Annotated in this window: 13 protein-coding genes; 12 read left to right on the forward strand and 1 reads right to left on the reverse strand. The window is 60.7% G+C overall.

Features of this window, described 5'->3' with window-relative positions:
• Positions 1–142 precede the first annotated feature (142 nt).
• The 5 genes from AOA61_RS14255 to AOA61_RS14275 all read left to right on the forward strand — a co-directional run bounded on the left by AOA61_RS14255 (position 143) and on the right by AOA61_RS14275 (position 7,161).
• On the forward strand, positions 143–3,658 hold the full coding sequence (locus AOA61_RS14255) for a DUF2339 domain-containing protein (protein WP_099601996.1): 3,516 nt from the start codon (positions 143–145) through the stop codon (positions 3,656–3,658).
• Positions 3,658–5,010 carry a DUF3999 domain-containing protein gene (locus tag AOA61_RS14260; protein WP_099602036.1) on the forward strand — a complete coding sequence of 451 codons (1,353 nt, stop codon included), beginning with the start codon at positions 3,658–3,660 and terminating at the stop codon, positions 5,008–5,010. The genes AOA61_RS14255 and AOA61_RS14260 overlap by 1 nt, the downstream gene beginning before the upstream one ends.
• A gap of 109 nt (positions 5,011–5,119) precedes the next feature.
• On the forward strand, positions 5,120–6,130 hold the full coding sequence (locus tag AOA61_RS14265; protein WP_003237460.1) for a class 1 fructose-bisphosphatase: 1,011 nt from the start codon (positions 5,120–5,122) through the stop codon (positions 6,128–6,130).
• Between the two features lie 176 nt (positions 6,131–6,306).
• Positions 6,307–6,561 carry a lipoprotein gene (locus AOA61_RS14270; RefSeq protein WP_032890159.1) on the forward strand — a complete coding sequence of 85 codons (255 nt, stop codon included), beginning with the start codon at positions 6,307–6,309 and terminating at the stop codon, positions 6,559–6,561.
• Between the two features lie 30 nt (positions 6,562–6,591).
• A complete protein-coding gene (locus tag AOA61_RS14275) occupies positions 6,592–7,161 on the forward strand; it encodes a lipocalin family protein (protein ID WP_032890161.1) in 570 nt (189 codons plus the stop codon).
• 114 nt (positions 7,162–7,275) lie between these two features.
• Here the strand turns inward: AOA61_RS14275 and AOA61_RS14280 are convergent, their stop codons facing one another.
• Positions 7,276–8,640, reverse strand: coding sequence for a formimidoylglutamate deiminase (locus tag AOA61_RS14280; RefSeq protein WP_099601997.1), 1,365 nt, complete (start codon positions 8,638–8,640; stop codon positions 7,276–7,278).
• Positions 8,641–8,718: 78 nt separating this feature from the next.
• Here AOA61_RS14280 and hutC point away from each other — a divergent pair, with 78 nt between their 5' ends.
• The 7 genes from hutC to AOA61_RS14315 all read left to right on the forward strand — a co-directional run bounded on the left by hutC (position 8,719) and on the right by AOA61_RS14315 (position 16,521).
• Positions 8,719–9,498, forward strand: coding sequence for a histidine utilization repressor (gene hutC, locus AOA61_RS14285; RefSeq protein ID WP_178075195.1), 780 nt, complete (start codon positions 8,719–8,721; stop codon positions 9,496–9,498).
• Complete coding sequence (locus AOA61_RS14290) at positions 9,495–10,052, forward strand: HutD family protein (RefSeq protein ID WP_032890165.1); 558 nt, start codon at positions 9,495–9,497, stop codon at positions 10,050–10,052. The genes hutC and AOA61_RS14290 overlap by 4 nt, the downstream gene beginning before the upstream one ends.
• Before the next feature lie 405 nt (positions 10,053–10,457).
• Positions 10,458–12,128 (forward strand): urocanate hydratase, encoded by a 1,671-nt coding sequence (gene hutU, locus AOA61_RS14295; protein ID WP_032890167.1) that lies wholly within the window; start codon positions 10,458–10,460, stop codon positions 12,126–12,128.
• A 142-nt stretch (positions 12,129–12,270) separates the two neighbouring features.
• Positions 12,271–13,743, forward strand: a complete 1,473-nt coding sequence (locus AOA61_RS14300) for a cytosine permease (protein WP_032890170.1) — start codon at positions 12,271–12,273, stop codon at positions 13,741–13,743.
• Positions 13,744–13,811: 68 nt separating this feature from the next.
• Positions 13,812–14,777 (forward strand): ABC transporter substrate-binding protein, encoded by a 966-nt coding sequence (locus AOA61_RS14305; RefSeq protein WP_032890172.1) that lies wholly within the window; start codon positions 13,812–13,814, stop codon positions 14,775–14,777.
• A gap of 71 nt (positions 14,778–14,848) precedes the next feature.
• Positions 14,849–15,700, forward strand: a complete 852-nt coding sequence (locus tag AOA61_RS14310) for a proline/glycine betaine ABC transporter permease (protein ID WP_032890174.1) — start codon at positions 14,849–14,851, stop codon at positions 15,698–15,700.
• Complete coding sequence (locus tag AOA61_RS14315; RefSeq protein WP_050442867.1) at positions 15,697–16,521, forward strand: glycine betaine/L-proline ABC transporter ATP-binding protein; 825 nt, start codon at positions 15,697–15,699, stop codon at positions 16,519–16,521. Before AOA61_RS14310 ends, AOA61_RS14315 begins: the two co-directional genes overlap by 4 nt.
• Positions 16,522–16,607 lie beyond the last annotated feature (86 nt).

The following is a 16,607-nucleotide window of genomic DNA, read 5'->3' on the forward strand; positions in this document are numbered from 1 at the left end:
ATATGGGAGGGGGCTTGCTCCCGATAGTGGATGGTCAGTTGACGAATATGTCGACTGACACGCCGCTATCGGGGGCAAGCCCCCTCCCACATTGGTTGCGCGTCGATATACTGAGCGCCGGTTTGCTTAGGGAATATCGACCATGCAATGGATTTTCATGCTGATTGGCCTGGTTGTCGGCTGGACGCTCGATGAGTCGTTCTATGACGCAGGCATCGGCGCACTGCTGGGGTTGGGCATTGGACAAGCCATTGGCCTGTCGAAGCTTGCGGCCCAGGTGCGACAGCAGGCGCGTCAGTTGGAAACCTCGCAGAAGTCGGTGATCGCCCTCGGTGAGCGACTGCGGCAATTGGAAGTGCGCGCGCCGGCCAGCCCCGCGGTGGTCGAACCCTCCATCCCTGAACCGACACCCATCACCAAGGCCCCCGAACTGGTTTGGGAGCTGCCGGCCGAATTGGCGCCCGTCGCCATGATCGCCGAACCAAGCCCTGCATTGCCCGAAGACGCCTGGAAGCCTGCTCCGGCTCCGCGCCCTCCTGAAGAGCCTGCTATCCCCCGTGGCCCCAACCTGTTCGAACGTGCCCTCGCTGGTGCACGCAATTGGCTGTTTGGTGGCAACACCGTCCTGCGCGTCGGCGTGGTGCTGTTGTTTCTCGGCCTGGCGTTCCTGCTGCGTTATGCCACTGAAGGCATGGTGGTGCCGATCGAGTTGCGTTACGCCGGTGTGGCTGCTGCCGCCGTCGGCCTGCTGGGCCTGGGCTGGTGGCTGAGACTGCGCAACAGCAACTACGGCTTGATGCTGCAAGGCACCGGGATTGCGGTGCTGTACTTGACGGTGTTTGCCGCGATGCGCCTGCATCCGTTGATCGACCCGAGCGCGGCGCTGGGCCTGCTGGTTGCGGTCACGGTGTTCTCGGCGATCCTGGCGGTCACCCAGGACGCATTGGGCCTGGCCTGCGCGGCAGCACTCGGCGGTTTTGCGGCACCGATCCTTACGTCCACCGGTGCCGGTAACCATGTTGCGCTGTTCAGTTATTTTGCCCTGCTCAACGCCGGTATTCTCGCCATCGCCTGGTTCAAGGCCTGGCGCTTGCTCAACCTGATCGGGTTCGTCGGTACCTTCGGCATCGGCTTCGCCTGGGGAATGCGTTCCTACACGCCGGAATTGCTGTGGAGCACCGAGCCATTCCTGATCCTGTTCTTCCTGATGTATCTGGCCATCGGCCTGTTGTTCGCCCGACGCAAATTGCTGGAGCTGGGCGACGCGCCCGAAGGCCGTGATGCGTTGTTGCGCTGGTCGGCTGCCAAGGGTGATTACGTTGACGGCGGCATGCTGTTCGGCCCGCCGCTGGTGGGCTTTGGCTTGCAGTTCGCATTGGTACAGCATCTGGAATTCGCCGCGGCGTTCAGTGCGTTGGGCCTGGGCATTATCTACATGGGCCTGGCGCGGTTACTCAGTGGCGGACGCGCGTTGCTGCTGGGGGAAACGTGCCTGGCCCTGGGCGTGATCTTTGCCAGCCTGGCGATTCCTCTGGGCCTTGATGCACGTTGGACGGCTGCGGCGTGGGCGGTGGAAGGCGCCGGGATCTTCTGGCTCGGTTTGCGCCAGCAGCGGCCGTTGGCGCGTGCGTTCGGCTTGTTGCTGCAATTGGGCTCAGCGCTGGCCTTCCTCAGCGAACTGCGCATTGGCGAACGCAGCCTGCTCGACGGTGCGCCGCTGGGTGCGTTGTTGCTCGGCGCCGCGTTGCTGTTCAGCTTCGATCAGTTGCGCAAGGCATCGGCGCAGCACGCGGCAGAGTGGGAGCGCAAAGGGCTGCCGGTCCTGGCGTCTCTGGGCTTGAGCTTTTTGTACCTGCTGGCGCCCTTGCTGTTGCTGACCCAAGGTACCGCCATCAGTTGGGCCATCGCCGGTCTGGCGACCCTGTTTATCGGCCTGCGCATTGGCTCGCGCACTTTCCTGTTCACTGCGTTCGCGGTGCAATTGCTGGGTGGCGCGTTATTCCTGGTGCGCTTGCAGGGCGGGGAGGGCGCGGCGGTATTCAATGCGGGATGGAGTGGTTTGCTCACGGCCTCCCTGATCGGCCTGGCCTTGATTGGCGGCATGCTGTTGGCGGCACGCGACGACATGGTGCGCAGCGATGTGCGGCTGTTACGTGGGTTGTCGGTGGTGCTGCTCGCCGGTCTGGTGTTGATCAATCTGGCGGTGCTGTTTGTGCTGCCATGGGAAAGCGCCAGCGGCGTATGGGCTGCCAGTGGGTTGTTGATCATCTGGCTGAGCTTGTACCTGCAACAACGCGTCAGTTTTGTATTTGGGTTGCTGCTGCAACTGGTCGGCGGGGGTTCGTTCCTGCTGGCGGTGCCGCAATTGCTCGGGCCGTTGACCGGCGAAGGCCTGCGTCCGCTGGCGCACAGTGGTTTCTGGACGCCGATGGTGTTGGGCCTGGCCGCCTTGATCGGCGCCTGGCGCTTGCAACGTGAGCCCCATGCGCCGGTGTTTGCGGTGCTGAAGCTGCAACGCTTGTCCGACCTTTTGCTGGTGTGGGGTGCGGCGTGGTGGACATTGGCGCTGGGCGGCGAAGTGTTGCGCTTTGTTCCGCAAGCGTTGCTTGGTTCTTTCCTGCTGGGGCTTGCCGCAGTGAGCGTGGCGATCTGGGCGTTGCTCGCGGCGCGACTGCGCTGGGCATCCCTGGGTGTGCTGTGCACCTTGCTGATGCCGGCGGCGGGCGTGGCGTTGCTGGTGTCTGCCCACAGCTACTATCACCCGGCGGCGCAGTACGGCTGGCTGGCCTGGTTGGCGGTGTTTGTGGTGCATTTCATCTCGCTGCGCCGCTTGGCGCCGGTGGTTCCGGCCAGGATGCTGAGTATTGCCCATGTCCTCGGTTGCTGGATGCTGATCGGCGTGCTGGCACTGGAATTGCGCTATGGACTGTTGCGCCTGTCGGCTGAATACAACGCCTGGCGCTGGTTGGGCTGGGCCATCCTGCCAAGCCTGTACCTGGTGCTGGCCGCCGCACCGCGCACCTGGCCGTGGCCAGTGTCGGCGTACCCAAGGGAGTACCGAGTCCTGGCCGCGCTGCCATTGGCTGTACTGATGCTCGGCTGGTTCTGGCTGGCGAATACCTTCAGCGATGGCACCGCCAATCCGTTGCCTTACGTGCCTCTGCTCAACCCTCTGGAACTGGGCCTGCTCTTCGCGCTGCTGGGTGTTTACCTGTGGTCCCGAAGCGTGGCGCCACAACGCGGGCCGCGTGCCGAATTGGCCGCACAAGGGATCGCGGGTCTCTCGCTGTTTGCGTTCTTCACGGCACTGGTCATGCGCACCGCGCACCACTGGGGCGGCGTGCCGTTCCATCTGGATGCGTTGCTGGAGTCGATGCTGGTGCAAGCCGGCCTGTCGATTGTGTGGACTCTGATCGCCCTCGGCCTGATGATCGGCGGCCACCTGCGCCATCGTCGCGAAGTGTGGTTGATCGGCGCCGCGTTGATTGCGGTGGTGGTGGCCAAACTGTTCTTTGTCGAACTGAGTAACCGTGGCGGCCTGGCGCGGATCGTGTCGTTTATCGGCGTGGGCGGGCTGTTGCTGGTGGTGGGTTATTTCGCACCGCTGCCACCTAAGCGGGCCGAACCTGTGATGGAAACTGAAGGAGCATCCTCTTGATCGGTAAGTTGAGCGTGGCCATGGTGGGCATGTGTGCGGCGCTGGCGGCGTCGGCCCAGGAAGCCCCGGCTGATTTCACCCACCATGTGCCGCTGAGTGTGAGCGGCAATGGCCCCTGGTATCGCCTTGAATTGCCGTTGGCTGTGCAACTCAACGCGCGCCAGGCGGACCTCGGTGACGTTCGCGTGTTTAACGCCGCCGGTGAGCCCCAGGCCTATGCGCTGTCGCGACAATCTTCCCAGCGCACCGAAAGTCGCAACGTCGCTGATGTGAAGTGGTTCCCGCTGTACGCCGCCGACACTCAGGAAAGCCTGCCAGGCGTGGTGATGAAAACCACCACCGAAGGCACCCTGGTGGAAATCAAACCGTCTTCTGCCGCCAAGCCCGGCAAGCAGGTGTTGCGCGGCTGGGTGCTGGACGCCAGCGCGATCAAGGCACCGTTGCAGCAACTGAGCCTGGACTGGAGCCGTGAGCAAGAGGGCTTCCAGCGTTTCAGCATTGAAGCCAGTGATGACTTGCAGCGTTGGGAGCCTTGGGGCGAGGGGCAGGTGGCACGCTTGTCGTTCGCCGACGAACGGGTCGAACAGCATGACGTCAGCCTGCCAGGACGCTCAGCGCGCTACCTGCGTCTGGTATGGAAGGGGCAGGCGGCGCCGCTGCTGACCTCGGCCAAGCTGGTGAGTGCTACGCGCAGCAGTCTGCCAATGCCGTTGGTGTGGTCACAGCCATTGGCGGGAACGCGACTCAAGGCTGGGGAGTACAGCTGGCAGTTGCCGACTGGGTTGAGTGTCGAGCGTTTGCGCATTGAGTTGAAGCAGCCCAACACGCTGGCACCGGTGACATTGGCGGGACGCAGCGATGCCAAACAACTGTGGCAGCCATTGAACAATGGCTTGCTGTACCGCCTGACGCAAAACGGCCAGGACGTGGTGCAGGATGAGTTGCAGTTGCCGGGTCAGGTCGTGACCGAACTCAAGTTGCAGGTGGACGAGCGCGGTGGCGGTTTGGGCGCCGATGCGCCGGCGCTGCGCTTTGCGGTGCGCGCTACCCAGTTGGTGTTCCTGGCGCGGGGTGAGCCGCCGTTCAGTCTGGCGTTGGGCAATGCGTCGGTGAAAGCCGCAAGCCTGCCGCTGTCGACCCTGATCCCCGATTACAGTGCCGAGCGCCTCAATACGCTGGGACAGGCCAAGGTTGTGGGGGACGTTGCGGTCGCGTCGCCGGTGGTCGTAGCCGCTGTGGAGGACGGGCCAAACTGGAAAAAACTCGGACTCTGGGCCGTCTTGCTGCTCGGCGTGGCGGCACTGGGCGCCATGGCCTACAGTTTGCTGCGCAAGCCACCGGCGGCGCGTTAAATAAAGTCCATGAACTCTATTGGGTTTAAATCCTCTGATAGGAGGAAATACGCCCCGACTCGCGTTAAACTGCGCGGGTTTTCAAGCCCCCCATTCTCCGGAGCCTTACATGTCCCGCGTTACCTTGAGTCGCTATTTGATTGAGCAGACCCGCAGCAACAACACGCCTGCCGATCTGCGCTTCCTTATCGAAGTGGTCGCGCGTGCATGCAAGGAAATCAGCCATGCCGTGTCCAAAGGCGCACTGGGTGGTGTCCTGGGCAGCATGGGCACTGAAAACGTGCAGGGCGAAGTACAGAAGAAGCTCGACGTAATCTCCAACGAGATCCTGCTTGAAGCCAACGAATGGGGCGGTCACCTGGCCGGCATGGCGTCCGAAGAAATGGACAATGCCTACCAGATCCCGGGTAAATACCCGAAAGGTGCCTACCTGCTGGTGTTCGACCCACTGGACGGTTCGTCCAACATCGACATCAACGCACCGGTCGGCACTATCTTCTCCGTGCTGCGCTGCCCGAACGAATACCTGAGCCAGAACGAAGCCCTGAACGAAAAGGCTTTCCTGCAGCCAGGCACCGAGCAGGTCGCTGCCGGTTACGCGATCTACGGCCCACAGACCATGCTGGTGCTGACCCTGGGTGACGGCGTTAAAGGTTTCACCCTGGACCGCGAAATGGGCAGCTTCGTACTGACCCACGAAGACATCACCATTCCTGCGTCCACCCAGGAATTCGCGATCAATATGTCCAACCAGCGTCACTGGGAAGAACCGGTTACCCGCTACGTGGGCGAGTTGATGGCCGGTGAAGAAGGCCCGCTGAAGAAAAACTTCAACATGCGTTGGGTCGCGGCGATGGTAGCCGACGTGCACCGCATCCTGACCCGTGGTGGCTTGTTCATGTACCCACGTGACAGCCGCGAGCCATCCAAGCCGGGCAAACTGCGCCTGATGTATGAAGCCAACCCGATGTCGTTCCTGGTTGAACAAGCGGGCGGCGCGTCCACTGACGGCCACCAGCGCATCCTCGACATCCAGCCGGAAGGCCTGCACCAGCGTGTAGCGGTGTTCCTGGGTTCGAAGGAAGAAGTTGAGCGCGTGACGGCCTATCACAAGAAGTAAGCTGCGGCGAGAAGTGATCGGCGTTGTTGTGAGCCGGTTCACCCTTAAAGAAGCCCCGAAACGTTTCAGCGTTTTCGGGGCTTTTTTGTTTTTACTCGTCGGGAACCAGACACCTGTTTTCCCTTCTAAGCTTCTGGCAGATACCCACGCTGCCTTGTCCCTCCAGGAGTTATTCCATGTCGTTACGCCGTCTCGCTTTGCTGGCTTTTTGCGTGCTGTTGGCCGCTTGCAGCAAGATCAACCAGGAAAATTACGCGAAGTTGTCGGCCGGCATGCCCAAGGCCGAGGTGGAGTCGTTGTTGGGTAAGCCGACCGATTGTTCCGGCGCACTGGGCATGTCCAGCTGCACGTGGGGCGATAAAACCAGCTTTATCAGCGTTCAATATGCCGGTGACAAAGTTCTCATGTTTTCCGGGCAAGGCCTGAAGTAAACCGGGGCGAGAGCCTGCGGGAGAAGAAGAATGATGCGTTTTGTTTTGTTCCTTTGTGCCAGCCTGTTTTTGGCGGGCTGTGCCAGCCATTCTGGCGATGATCTGCAACCCAAGACTGCCGGCAGCGTCAACCTCAAGCGTTACCAGGGCACCTGGTATGAGTTGGCCCGATTGCCGATGTACTTTCAGCGCAACTGCGCGCAGTCCGAAGCACGCTACACCTTGTTGCCCGATGGCGACATGTCGGTGTTTAACCGCTGCCTGACCACCGAATGGAAGTGGGAAGAAGCCAAGGGCACCGCCACCCCGCAAGTGCCTGGCAAGACTGACAAGCTCTGGGTGGAATTCAACAACTGGTTCACGTCACTGCTGCCGGGCGTCGCCAAGGGCGATTACTGGGTGCTGTACGTCAGCGATGACTACAAGACCGCCATCGTCGGCAGCCCGAGCCGGCGCTATATGTGGATCCTGTCGCGCACGCCAACGGTCAGTGCCGATACTCGCGAAGACCTGCTGAGCAGGGCGCGACAGCAGGGGTATGACACCACGCGGTTGATCTTCCGGACATCGGATAAGCAGATGGCCAAGACTTCGCAATAACCTGATAGCCCCTCAATCCAATGTGGGAGGGGGCTTGCCCGCGATAGCGGTGTGTCAGTATCTGATTTGCTGGCTGACACTCTGCAATCGGGGGTAAGCCCCCTCCCACATGTTTTAACCGAGTAAGTCCCTTAGCACCTGCGTAAATGCCCGGCTGCTTTCTTCTTCGCCTGCATGACGCCCGTCGCGCACCACCCATTTCCCGTTGACCAGCACATCACGCACCTGGCGATCACCGCCGGCAAACAGCCAGCGATTGAGAATGCCATCCTCTGTTGCTGTCGCCAGGTAAGGGTCATTACCGTCAAGCACGATCCAATCCGCACGCTTGCCCACTTCCAGTCGACCAATTGGCTGCCCCAGTGCCTGTGCGCCACCGTCCAGCGCAGCATCGAACAACGTACGACCAACCATCGGTTGGTCACTGCGATACAAGCGGTTGCGCCGTTGATCGCGCAGGCGCTGGCCGTATTCCAGCCAGCGCAATTCCTCCACTACGCTCAATGACACATGGCTGTCGGAACCGATGCCCATGCGCCCGCCCTGGGCGAGAAAATCCACTGCCGGGAAAATCCCGTCGCCCAGGTTGGCTTCGGTGGTCAGGCACAATCCGGCAATCGCCCGGCTCGCTGCCATGCGCGTCACTTCTTCCGGGTTGGCGTGAGTCGCGTGCACCAGGCACCAGCGTTCATCCACCTCGACATTGTCATACAGCCATTGCAGCGGACGCTTGCCGCTCCAGGCCAGGCAGTCGTCGACTTCTTTTTGTTGTTCGGCAATATGGATATGCACCGGGCACGTCTTGTCGCTGGCGGCCAGGACTTCATTGATTTGTTGTGGCGTAACAGCGCGCAGGGAGTGGAAGCACAAGCCCAGTTGCTGCGCCGGTTGCGCCGCGAGGATCGGTTTGAGGCGCGCCTGCAGGTCCAGGTAGTTTTCGGTGCTGTTGATAAACCGTCGCTGGCCTTCGTTCGGCGCCTGCCCGCCAAAACCCGAGTGGGTGTAGAGCACGGGCACCAAGGTCAGGCCAATACCGCTGCTGGCGGCCGCGTGGCTGATCTGCCGCGACAGTTCCGTACGGTCGGCGTACGGCTGGCCGCTGACATCATGATGCACGTAGTGAAATTCGGCCACCGAGGTGTAACCGGCCTTGAGCATCTCGATGTACAGCTGGCGCGCAATCACCTGCAGTTGCTCCGGACTGATCTTGCCGACCATGCGGTACATCAGCTCGCGCCAGGTCCAGAAGCTGTCATTCGGGTTGCCGGCGACTTCGGCCAAACCCGCCATGGCGCGTTGGAATGCGTGGGAGTGCAGGTTGGGCATGCCCGCCAATACCGGGCCTTTGAGCCGCTCGGCACCGTCTGCACTGGCATTGGCCGCAATCTGTGTCAGCAGTCCATCGGCGCTGACTTCAAGACGTACATCGTTGGCCCATCCATTAGGCAGCAGTGCGCGTTCGGCAAAAAAAGCGGACATGTTCAGAGCACTCCGGTCGTGTGTTTATTTGTATATACATATACAGACGTTTGCCTGCTCGGTAAACTCCGGCAATCTATGCATCTTTCCCCCCTGCAAGGATTCCCTGTGCCGCCTCCGCCCGCCAAGTCTTCACTGGCTGCCCACATGGACGAAAGTCCGGCGCCCTTGTATGCCCGCGTCAAACAGATGATCAGCCAGCAGATCCTCAACGGCAACTGGCCACCCCATTACCGCGTGCCGTCGGAGAGTGAACTGGTCAGCCAGCTGGGCTTCAGCCGAATGACCATCAATCGCGCCCTGCGCGAACTCACCGCAGAAGGGTTGCTGGTTCGCATGCAAGGCGTCGGTACTTTTGTCGCCGAGCCCAAAAGCCAGTCGGCGCTGTTTGAAGTGCACAACATTGCTGATGAGATCGCTTCCCGCGGTCATCGGCATACCTGCCAGGTCATCACCCTGGGCGAAGAGGCCGCCGGTTCCGAACGTGCCGTCGCTCTGGAAATGCGCGAAGGCGGGCGGGTGTTCCACTCACTGATCGTGCATTACGAAAACGATATTCCCGTGCAAATCGAAGACCGTTTCGTCAACGCCCTGGTCGCGCCGGAATACCTGCAGCAGGATTTCACCCAACAAACGCCCTATGCCTATCTCAACCAGGTTGCGCCGCTGACGGAAGGCGAGCACGTCGTGGAAGCGATCCTCGCCGACGCCGACGAGTGCAAGCTGCTGCAAATCGAGCCCACCGAACCGTGCCTGTTGATTCGCCGACGCACCTGGTCCGGACGCCAACCGGTGACCGCCGCGCGGTTGATCCACCCTGGTTCCCGTCACAGCCTCGAAGGACGCTTCAGTAAATGAGTTTGAAAGTCTGGCGCGCCGCCGATTACGTCCGCATGCCGTGGAAAAACGGCGGTGGCAGTACCGAAGAAATCTCCCGTGATGCCGGCGATGGCCTGGATGGCTTTGGATGGCGCTTGTCGATTGCCGATATCGCCGAGTCGGGCGGCTTTTCCACCTTCGCCGGTTACCAGCGTGTGATCACGGTAATCAAGGGCGCAGGCATGGTGCTGACCGTGGATGGCGAGGAGCAGCGCGGACTGTTACCGCTGCAACCGTTCGCGTTCAAGGGTGACAGCCAGGTGTCGTGCCGATTGATCACTGGGCCGATTCGCGATTTCAACCTGATTTATTCGCCCGAGCGCTACCACGCGCGGTTGCAGTGGATGGATGGTGTGCAGCGGTTTTTCAGTACGGCGCAGACGGTGCTGGTGTTCAGCGTGGCGGATGAAGTGAAGGTGCTGGACCAGGTACTGGGCCATCACGATTGCCTGCAAGTGGACGGTAACGCTGGCTTGCTGGACATCTCTATCACTGGCCGTAGCTGCATCATCGAACTGACTCAGCGCGGTTAAAAAATGTGGGAGGGGGCTTGCCCCCGATTGCGGTGTGTCAGTACCAGATGGGCTGACTGATCCACCGCTATCGGGGGCAAGCCCCCTCCCACATTTGTTTCCCGCTGTTGTTGCGATCTGTTTCCAACCCTCGCACCATTTTGTTACCGAACGCCCCAGCGTGGCGCAAAATCATGCTGTCGTGACAAACCTCCCTCGCTAGAAAACCCCTTTGTAAGAAATTTCATCATCTCTCTAAGCCTTAATTTCCAAGGCTCACACACGCTTTCCAAAAAAATCCAAACACCTCACTTAGAAAGTTGGCCGCTTGATTGCATATGCTTGTACATACAAGTAAAGATGTGTGCGTAAGACTCTCCTTCGCACCATCCATGTTCGCGCATCGATCGCCGAGGAGTCCTAGCAGTGACCAAGCCTACAAAATACCGTGACGTCGAAATCCGCGCCGCCCGCGGTAACAAGCTCACCGCCAAAAGCTGGCTGACTGAAGCACCGCTGCGCATGCTGATGAATAACCTCGACCCGCAAGTGGCCGAGAACCCGAAAGAGTTGGTGGTGTACGGCGGCATTGGCCGCGCCGCACGTAATTGGGAGTGCTACGACCAGATCGTCGAGAGCCTCACCAATCTGAACGACGACGAAACCCTGCTGGTGCAATCCGGCAAACCGGTCGGCGTGTTCAAGACCCATAGCAACGCCCCGCGCGTGTTGATCGCCAACTCCAACCTGGTTCCGCACTGGGCCAGTTGGGAACACTTCAACGAACTGGATGCCAAGGGCCTGGCTATGTACGGCCAGATGACTGCCGGCAGCTGGATCTACATCGGCAGCCAGGGCATCGTCCAAGGTACTTACGAAACCTTCGTTGAAGCCGGTCGCCAGCATTACGACAGCAATTTGAAAGGCCGTTGGGTCCTCACCGCCGGTCTCGGCGGCATGGGCGGCGCACAGCCTCTGGCCGCGACATTGGCCGGCGCGTGCTCGCTGAACATCGAGTGCCAGCAGGTCAGCATCGATTTCCGCCTGGCCAGCCGTTATGTCGATGAGCAAGCCACCGACCTCGACGACGCTTTGGCCCGTATCGCCAAATACACGAAAGAAGGCAAAGCCATTTCCATCGCGCTGCTGGGTAATGCGGCCGAGATCCTGCCGGAACTGGTCAAGCGCGGTGTGCGCCCGGACATGGTCACCGACCAGACCAGTGCCCATGACCCGCTCAATGGCTACCTGCCCGCCGGCTGGACCTGGGACGAATACCGCGCCCGCGCCAAGACCGAGCCGGCCGCCGTGATCAAGGCCGCCAAGCAGTCCATGGCAGTCCACGTCAAAGCCATGCTGGAATTCCAGAAGCAAGGCATCCCGACCTTCGACTACGGCAACAACATCCGCCAAATGGCACAGGAAGAAGGCGTGGAAAACGCTTTCGACTTCCCAGGTTTCGTTCCGGCGTACATCCGTCCACTGTTCTGCCGTGGCATCGGCCCGTTCCGTTGGGCTGCGCTTTCGGGCGACCCGCAAGATATCTACAAGACCGACGCCAAAGTCAAAGAGCTGATCCCCGACGACGCCCACCTGCATAACTGGTTGGACATGGCTCGCGAACGCATCAGCTTCCAGGGCCTGCCAGCGCGTATCTGCTGGGTCGGTCTGGGCCAGCGCGCCAAGCTCGGCCTGGCATTCAACGAAATGGTGCGCAGCGGCGAGCTGTCGGCGCCGGTGGTGATTGGTCGTGACCACCTCGACTCCGGCTCGGTAGCAAGCCCGAACCGCGAAACAGAATCCATGCAGGACGGTTCCGACGCCGTATCCGACTGGCCGCTGCTCAATGCCTTGCTCAATACCGCCAGCGGTGCGACGTGGGTCTCGCTGCACCACGGTGGCGGCGTCGGCATGGGCTTCTCCCAGCACTCCGGCATGGTGATCGTCTGCGACGGCACCGACGAAGCGGCCGAGCGGATTGCCCGTGTGCTGCACAACGACCCAGCGACAGGGGTGATGCGTCACGCCGATGCGGGTTACCAGATCGCGATCGATTGCGCCAAAGAGCAGGGTCTCAATCTTCCAATGATCAAGTAACCCATGTGGGGCGGGGCTTGCTCCCGATGGCGGTGTATCAGCCAATAGGTCTGGTGACTGACCCACTGCTATCGGGAGCAAGCCCCCTCCCACAGTTGAGCGGCTGCGACCCCCAAAACAATCCATCAGAGGTTGAACACCCATGGCTGCAAATGACGCGCGTGCAAGCACCACCCCGTTGATCGAGAAACGTTCGATCGACTACATCCCGGAAGCGGAAAGACACGGTCGTCTATTGAGCCAGTTCACCCTGTGGCTGGGTGCCAACCTGCAAATTACGGCCATTGTCACCGGGGCCTTGGCCGTGGTGCTGGGCGGTGATGTGTTCTGGTCGTTGATCGGTCTGTTGATCGGTCAACTGATCGGCGGCGGCGTCATGGCGTTGCATGCGGCGCAAGGGCCCAAGCTCGGCTTGCCGCAGATGATCTCCAGCCGCGTGCAGTTCGGCGTATATGGCGCGGCCATTCCGATCGTCTTGGTGTGCCTGATGTACCTGGGTTTCACCGCAACCGGTACGGTGCTTTCCGGCCAGGCGCTGGGCCAGTTGTTTGGTGTCAGCAGCAGCGTCGGTATCCTGATCTTCGCCAGCGTCATCGTGCTGGTCACGGTGCTTGGTTATCGGGTGATCCACTTCATAGGGCGCGTTGCCAGCGTCATTGGTGTGATTGCCTTCGTTTACCTGTTCAGTCGCCTGATGGGCCAGGCTGACATTGGCGCATTGCTGCAAATCCGCCATTTCAGCTGGAGCAGTTTCTTGCTCGCGGTGTCCCTCGCCGCCTCCTGGCAGATCGCGTTTGGGCCGTATGTGGCGGACTACTCGCGCTACTTGCCGAGCAGCACGTCGTCGGTGAAAACCTTTCTCGCTGCGGGCGCCGGTTCAGTGATTGGCGCACAAGTGGCGATGATTCTCGGCGTGTTCGCCGCCGCCATGGCCAACGGGCAATTCGCCGGTCATGAAGTGGCCTACATCGTTGGTTTGAGTGGTACGGGCGCCACCGCTGCGCTGCTGTATTTCAGCATCGCGTTCGGCAAGGTCACCATCTCTACACTGAACTCCTACGGCAGCTTCATGTGCATCGCGACCATCATCAGCGGCTTTCGTGGTCGCCTGGAGGTCACGCGTCTGCAGCGTCTGGTGTTCGTGCTGCTTATCGTAGGTACGGCGACCCTGATCGCATTGCTCGGCCAGCATTCGTTCCTCGGTGCGTTCAAGTCTTTCATTCTGTTCCTGCTGGCGTTCTTCACGCCCTGGAGCGCGATCAACCTAGTGGACTACTACTTCATCACCCGCGAGCGCTATGACGTGCCGGCGCTGGCCGATCCAAACGGGCGGTACGGTCGTTGGAACCCTCTAGGTATCAGCGTCTATGTCTTCGGGGTGTTGGTGCAGATGCCGTTCATCGCTACCAAGTTCTACACCGGTCCGCTGGTGAGCGCGCTTGGGGGTGTGGATATCTCCTGGATCATCGGCCTGGTGCTGCCCGCCGCCCTGTATTACCTGTGTGCGAAAAAATGGCACGGCAGCGTGCCCGATCAACTGATTCTGCCGGTCGAGCAGGACAGTGTTGTACCCACTAAAAAAAGCGGGGCCAGTCGCGCTGCGGCGCGGGCCTGACAGGACGTGGACAAGGCAGGACGCCTTTTGACTGCCGTAATCCATTTCATGATTGGGAGCGTCACACAATGAAAATGCATAAGACCCTGCTGACCACGTTGTTCTCTGCAGGCTTGCTGGCCAGCGCTGGCGCCCAGGCGGCCGGTTGGTGCGAGTCCGGTAAACCGGTGAAATTCGCCGGGCTGAACTGGGAAAGCGGCATGTTGCTCACCGACATCCTGCAAACCGTGCTGGAAAAAGGCTACGACTGCAAAACCGACAGCCTGCCGGGCAACTCCATCACCATGGAAAACGCCCTGAGCAGTAACGACATTCAAGTGTTCGCCGAAGAATGGGTCGGCCGCAGCGAAGTCTGGAACAAGGCTGAGAAGGCCGGCAAAGTCGTCGGCGTTGGTGCGCCTGTGGTGGGCGCAATCGAAGGCTGGTACGTGCCGCGCTACGTGATCGAAGGCGACGCCAAGCGCAAGCTGGAAGCCAAGGCGCCGGACCTGAAAACCATCGCCGACCTGGCCAAGTACGCCTCGGTGTTCAAGGATCAGGAAGAACCATCCAAGGGCCGCTTCTACAACTGCCCGGCCGGCTGGACCTGCGAGCTGGACAACAGCGAAATGCTGAAAAGCTACGGCCTGGAAAGCACCTACACCAACTTCCGTCCAGGCACCGGCCCGGCGCTGGATGCGGCGGTGCTGTCGAGCTACAAGCGTGGCGAGCCGATCCTGTTCTACTACTGGTCGCCGACGCCGCTGATGGGTCAGGTCGACCTGGTCAAGCTTGAAGAAAAACCCGGTGTGGATAAAACCGTGACCATCAAGGTCGGCCTGTCCAAGACCTTCCACGAACAAGCCCCTGAACTGGTGGCCGTGCTGGAAAAGGTCAACCTGCCCATCGACCTGCTGAACCAGAACCTGGGACGCATGGCCAAGGAGCGCATTGAGTCGCCGAAACTGGCGAAGATCTTCCTCAAGGAACATCCTGAAGTCTGGCACGCCTGGGTTAGCGAAGACGCAGCCAAGAAAATCGACGCGGCCTTGTAGGTCAAGTGTGCACGGCTACCCTGAGGGGTGGCCGGGCGCCCGGCCACAACCCATTGGATCGAGAGCACGCTATGTTTCCTGAGAGTTTTACGTTTTCCATTGCCGACTGGGTTAACGGTTGGGTGGATTCACTGGTTACCAACTACGGCGATGTGTTCCGGCAGATCTCCGACACGCTGCTGTGGGCCATCGTCAACCTGGAAGGCCTGCTGCGCGCCGCCCCTTGGTGGCTGATGCTGGCCATCGTCGGCGGCGTGGCCTGGCACGCTACCCGCAAAGTAGTCACTACGGCGGTCATCGTCGGTTTGCTGTTCTTGGTAGGCGCGGTTGGCCTATGGGACAAGCTGATGCAGACCCTGGCCTTGATGATGGTTGCCACGGTGATTTCGGTGTTGATCGGCATTCCGTTGGGCATCCTCTCGGCGCGCAGTAATCGCCTGCGTTCGGTGTTGATGCCGCTGCTCGACATCATGCAAACCATGCCCAGCTTCGTGTACCTGATCCCGGTGCTGATGCTGTTCGGCCTGGGCAAGGTGCCGGCGATTTTTGCCACGGTGATCTACGCCGCGCCGCCGTTGATTCGCCTCACCGATTTGGGCATCCGCCAAGTGGATGGCGAAGTTATGGAGGCCATCAACGCCTTCGGTGCCAACCGCTGGCAGCAACTGTTTGGCGTGCAACTGCCGTTGGCGCTGCCGAGCATCATGGCCGGCATCAACCAGACCACCATGATGGCGTTGTCGATGGTGGTGATCGCCTCGATGATCGGCGCCCGTGGCTTGGGTGAAGACGTGCTCGTCGGCATCCAGACCCTCAACGTTGGCCGTGGCCTTGAAGCCGGGCTGGCGATCGTGATTCTTGCAGTGGTCATCGACCGCATTACCCAGGCCTATGGCCGCCCACGGCATGAGGCGAGCAAATGACGACTGTCAGCAAAATCGAAGTCAGAAACGTCTTCAAGATCTTTGGCGCGCGTTCCAAGGAAGCGCTGGCGATGATCGGGCAGGGCAAGACCAAGGACCAAGTGTTGGCCGAGACCGGTTGCGTGGTCGGCGTCAACGACCTGTCCCTGAGCATCGGTACTGGTGAGATCTTCGTGATCATGGGCCTGTCGGGTTCCGGTAAATCCACATTGGTACGTCACTTCAATCGCCTGATCGACCCCACCAGCGGCGCGATCCTCGTGGACGGCGAAGACATCCTGCAACTGGACATGGACGCCCTGCGACAATTCCGTCGGCACAAGATCAGCATGGTGTTCCAGAGCTTCGGCCTGCTGCCCCACAAGAGCGTGCTCGACAACGTCGCTTACGGCCTCAAGGTGCGTGGCGAAACTAAGCAGGTGTGCGCCGAACGCGCGCTGCACTGGATCGAAACCGTGGGCCTCAAAGGATACGAAAACAAATACCCGCACCAGCTCTCCGGCGGCATGCGCCAGCGCGTCGGCCTGGCCCGTGCGTTGGCTGCCGACACGGACATCATCCTGATGGACGAAGCCTTCAGCGCCCTCGACCCACTGATTCGCGCCGAGATGCAGGACCAATTGCTGGAGCTGCAAAAGACCCTGCACAAGACCATCGTCTTCATCACCCACGACCTCGACGAGGCCGTGCGCATTGGTAACCGCATTGCGATCCTCAAGGACGGCAAGTTGATCCAGGTCGGCACGCCTCGGGAGATCCTCCATTCACCGGCGGATGAGTACGTGGACCGGTTTGTTCAGCGGCGGGCGGCGGTGGTCTGATCCAGATTCTGTGGTGAGGCTGCTGGCCCTATCGGGAGCAAGCTCCCTCCCACCTTTGAAGATGTTCACCGTTCAAAATGTGGGAG

Origin of the sequence: Pseudomonas sp. 2995-1, assembly GCF_002742505.1 — a bacterium.
GTDB classification, from domain to species: domain Bacteria; phylum Pseudomonadota; class Gammaproteobacteria; order Pseudomonadales; family Pseudomonadaceae; genus Aquipseudomonas; species Aquipseudomonas sivasensis.

What these genes read in the sequence shown, in the direction of transcription:
- AOA61_RS14255 (WP_099601996.1), top strand. Translation starts at nt 143, where the DNA reads ATGCAATGGATTTTCATGCTGATTGGCCTGGTTGTCGGCTGGACGCTC.
- AOA61_RS14265 (WP_003237460.1), top strand. Translation starts at nt 5,120, where the DNA reads ATGTCCCGCGTTACCTTGAGTCGCTATTTGATTGAGCAGACCCGCAGC.
- AOA61_RS14270 (WP_032890159.1), top strand. Translation starts at nt 6,307, where the DNA reads ATGTCGTTACGCCGTCTCGCTTTGCTGGCTTTTTGCGTGCTGTTGGCC.
- AOA61_RS14275 (WP_032890161.1), top strand. Translation starts at nt 6,592, where the DNA reads ATGATGCGTTTTGTTTTGTTCCTTTGTGCCAGCCTGTTTTTGGCGGGC.
- AOA61_RS14280 (WP_099601997.1), bottom strand. Translation starts at nt 8,640, where the DNA reads ATGTCCGCTTTTTTTGCCGAACGCGCACTGCTGCCTAATGGATGGGCC.
- hutC (WP_178075195.1), top strand. Translation starts at nt 8,719, where the DNA reads ATGCATCTTTCCCCCCTGCAAGGATTCCCTGTGCCGCCTCCGCCCGCC.
- AOA61_RS14290 (WP_032890165.1), top strand. Translation starts at nt 9,495, where the DNA reads ATGAGTTTGAAAGTCTGGCGCGCCGCCGATTACGTCCGCATGCCGTGG.
- AOA61_RS14300 (WP_032890170.1), top strand. Translation starts at nt 12,271, where the DNA reads ATGGCTGCAAATGACGCGCGTGCAAGCACCACCCCGTTGATCGAGAAA.
- AOA61_RS14305 (WP_032890172.1), top strand. Translation starts at nt 13,812, where the DNA reads ATGAAAATGCATAAGACCCTGCTGACCACGTTGTTCTCTGCAGGCTTG.
- AOA61_RS14310 (WP_032890174.1), top strand. Translation starts at nt 14,849, where the DNA reads ATGTTTCCTGAGAGTTTTACGTTTTCCATTGCCGACTGGGTTAACGGT.
- AOA61_RS14315 (WP_050442867.1), top strand. Translation starts at nt 15,697, where the DNA reads ATGACGACTGTCAGCAAAATCGAAGTCAGAAACGTCTTCAAGATCTTT.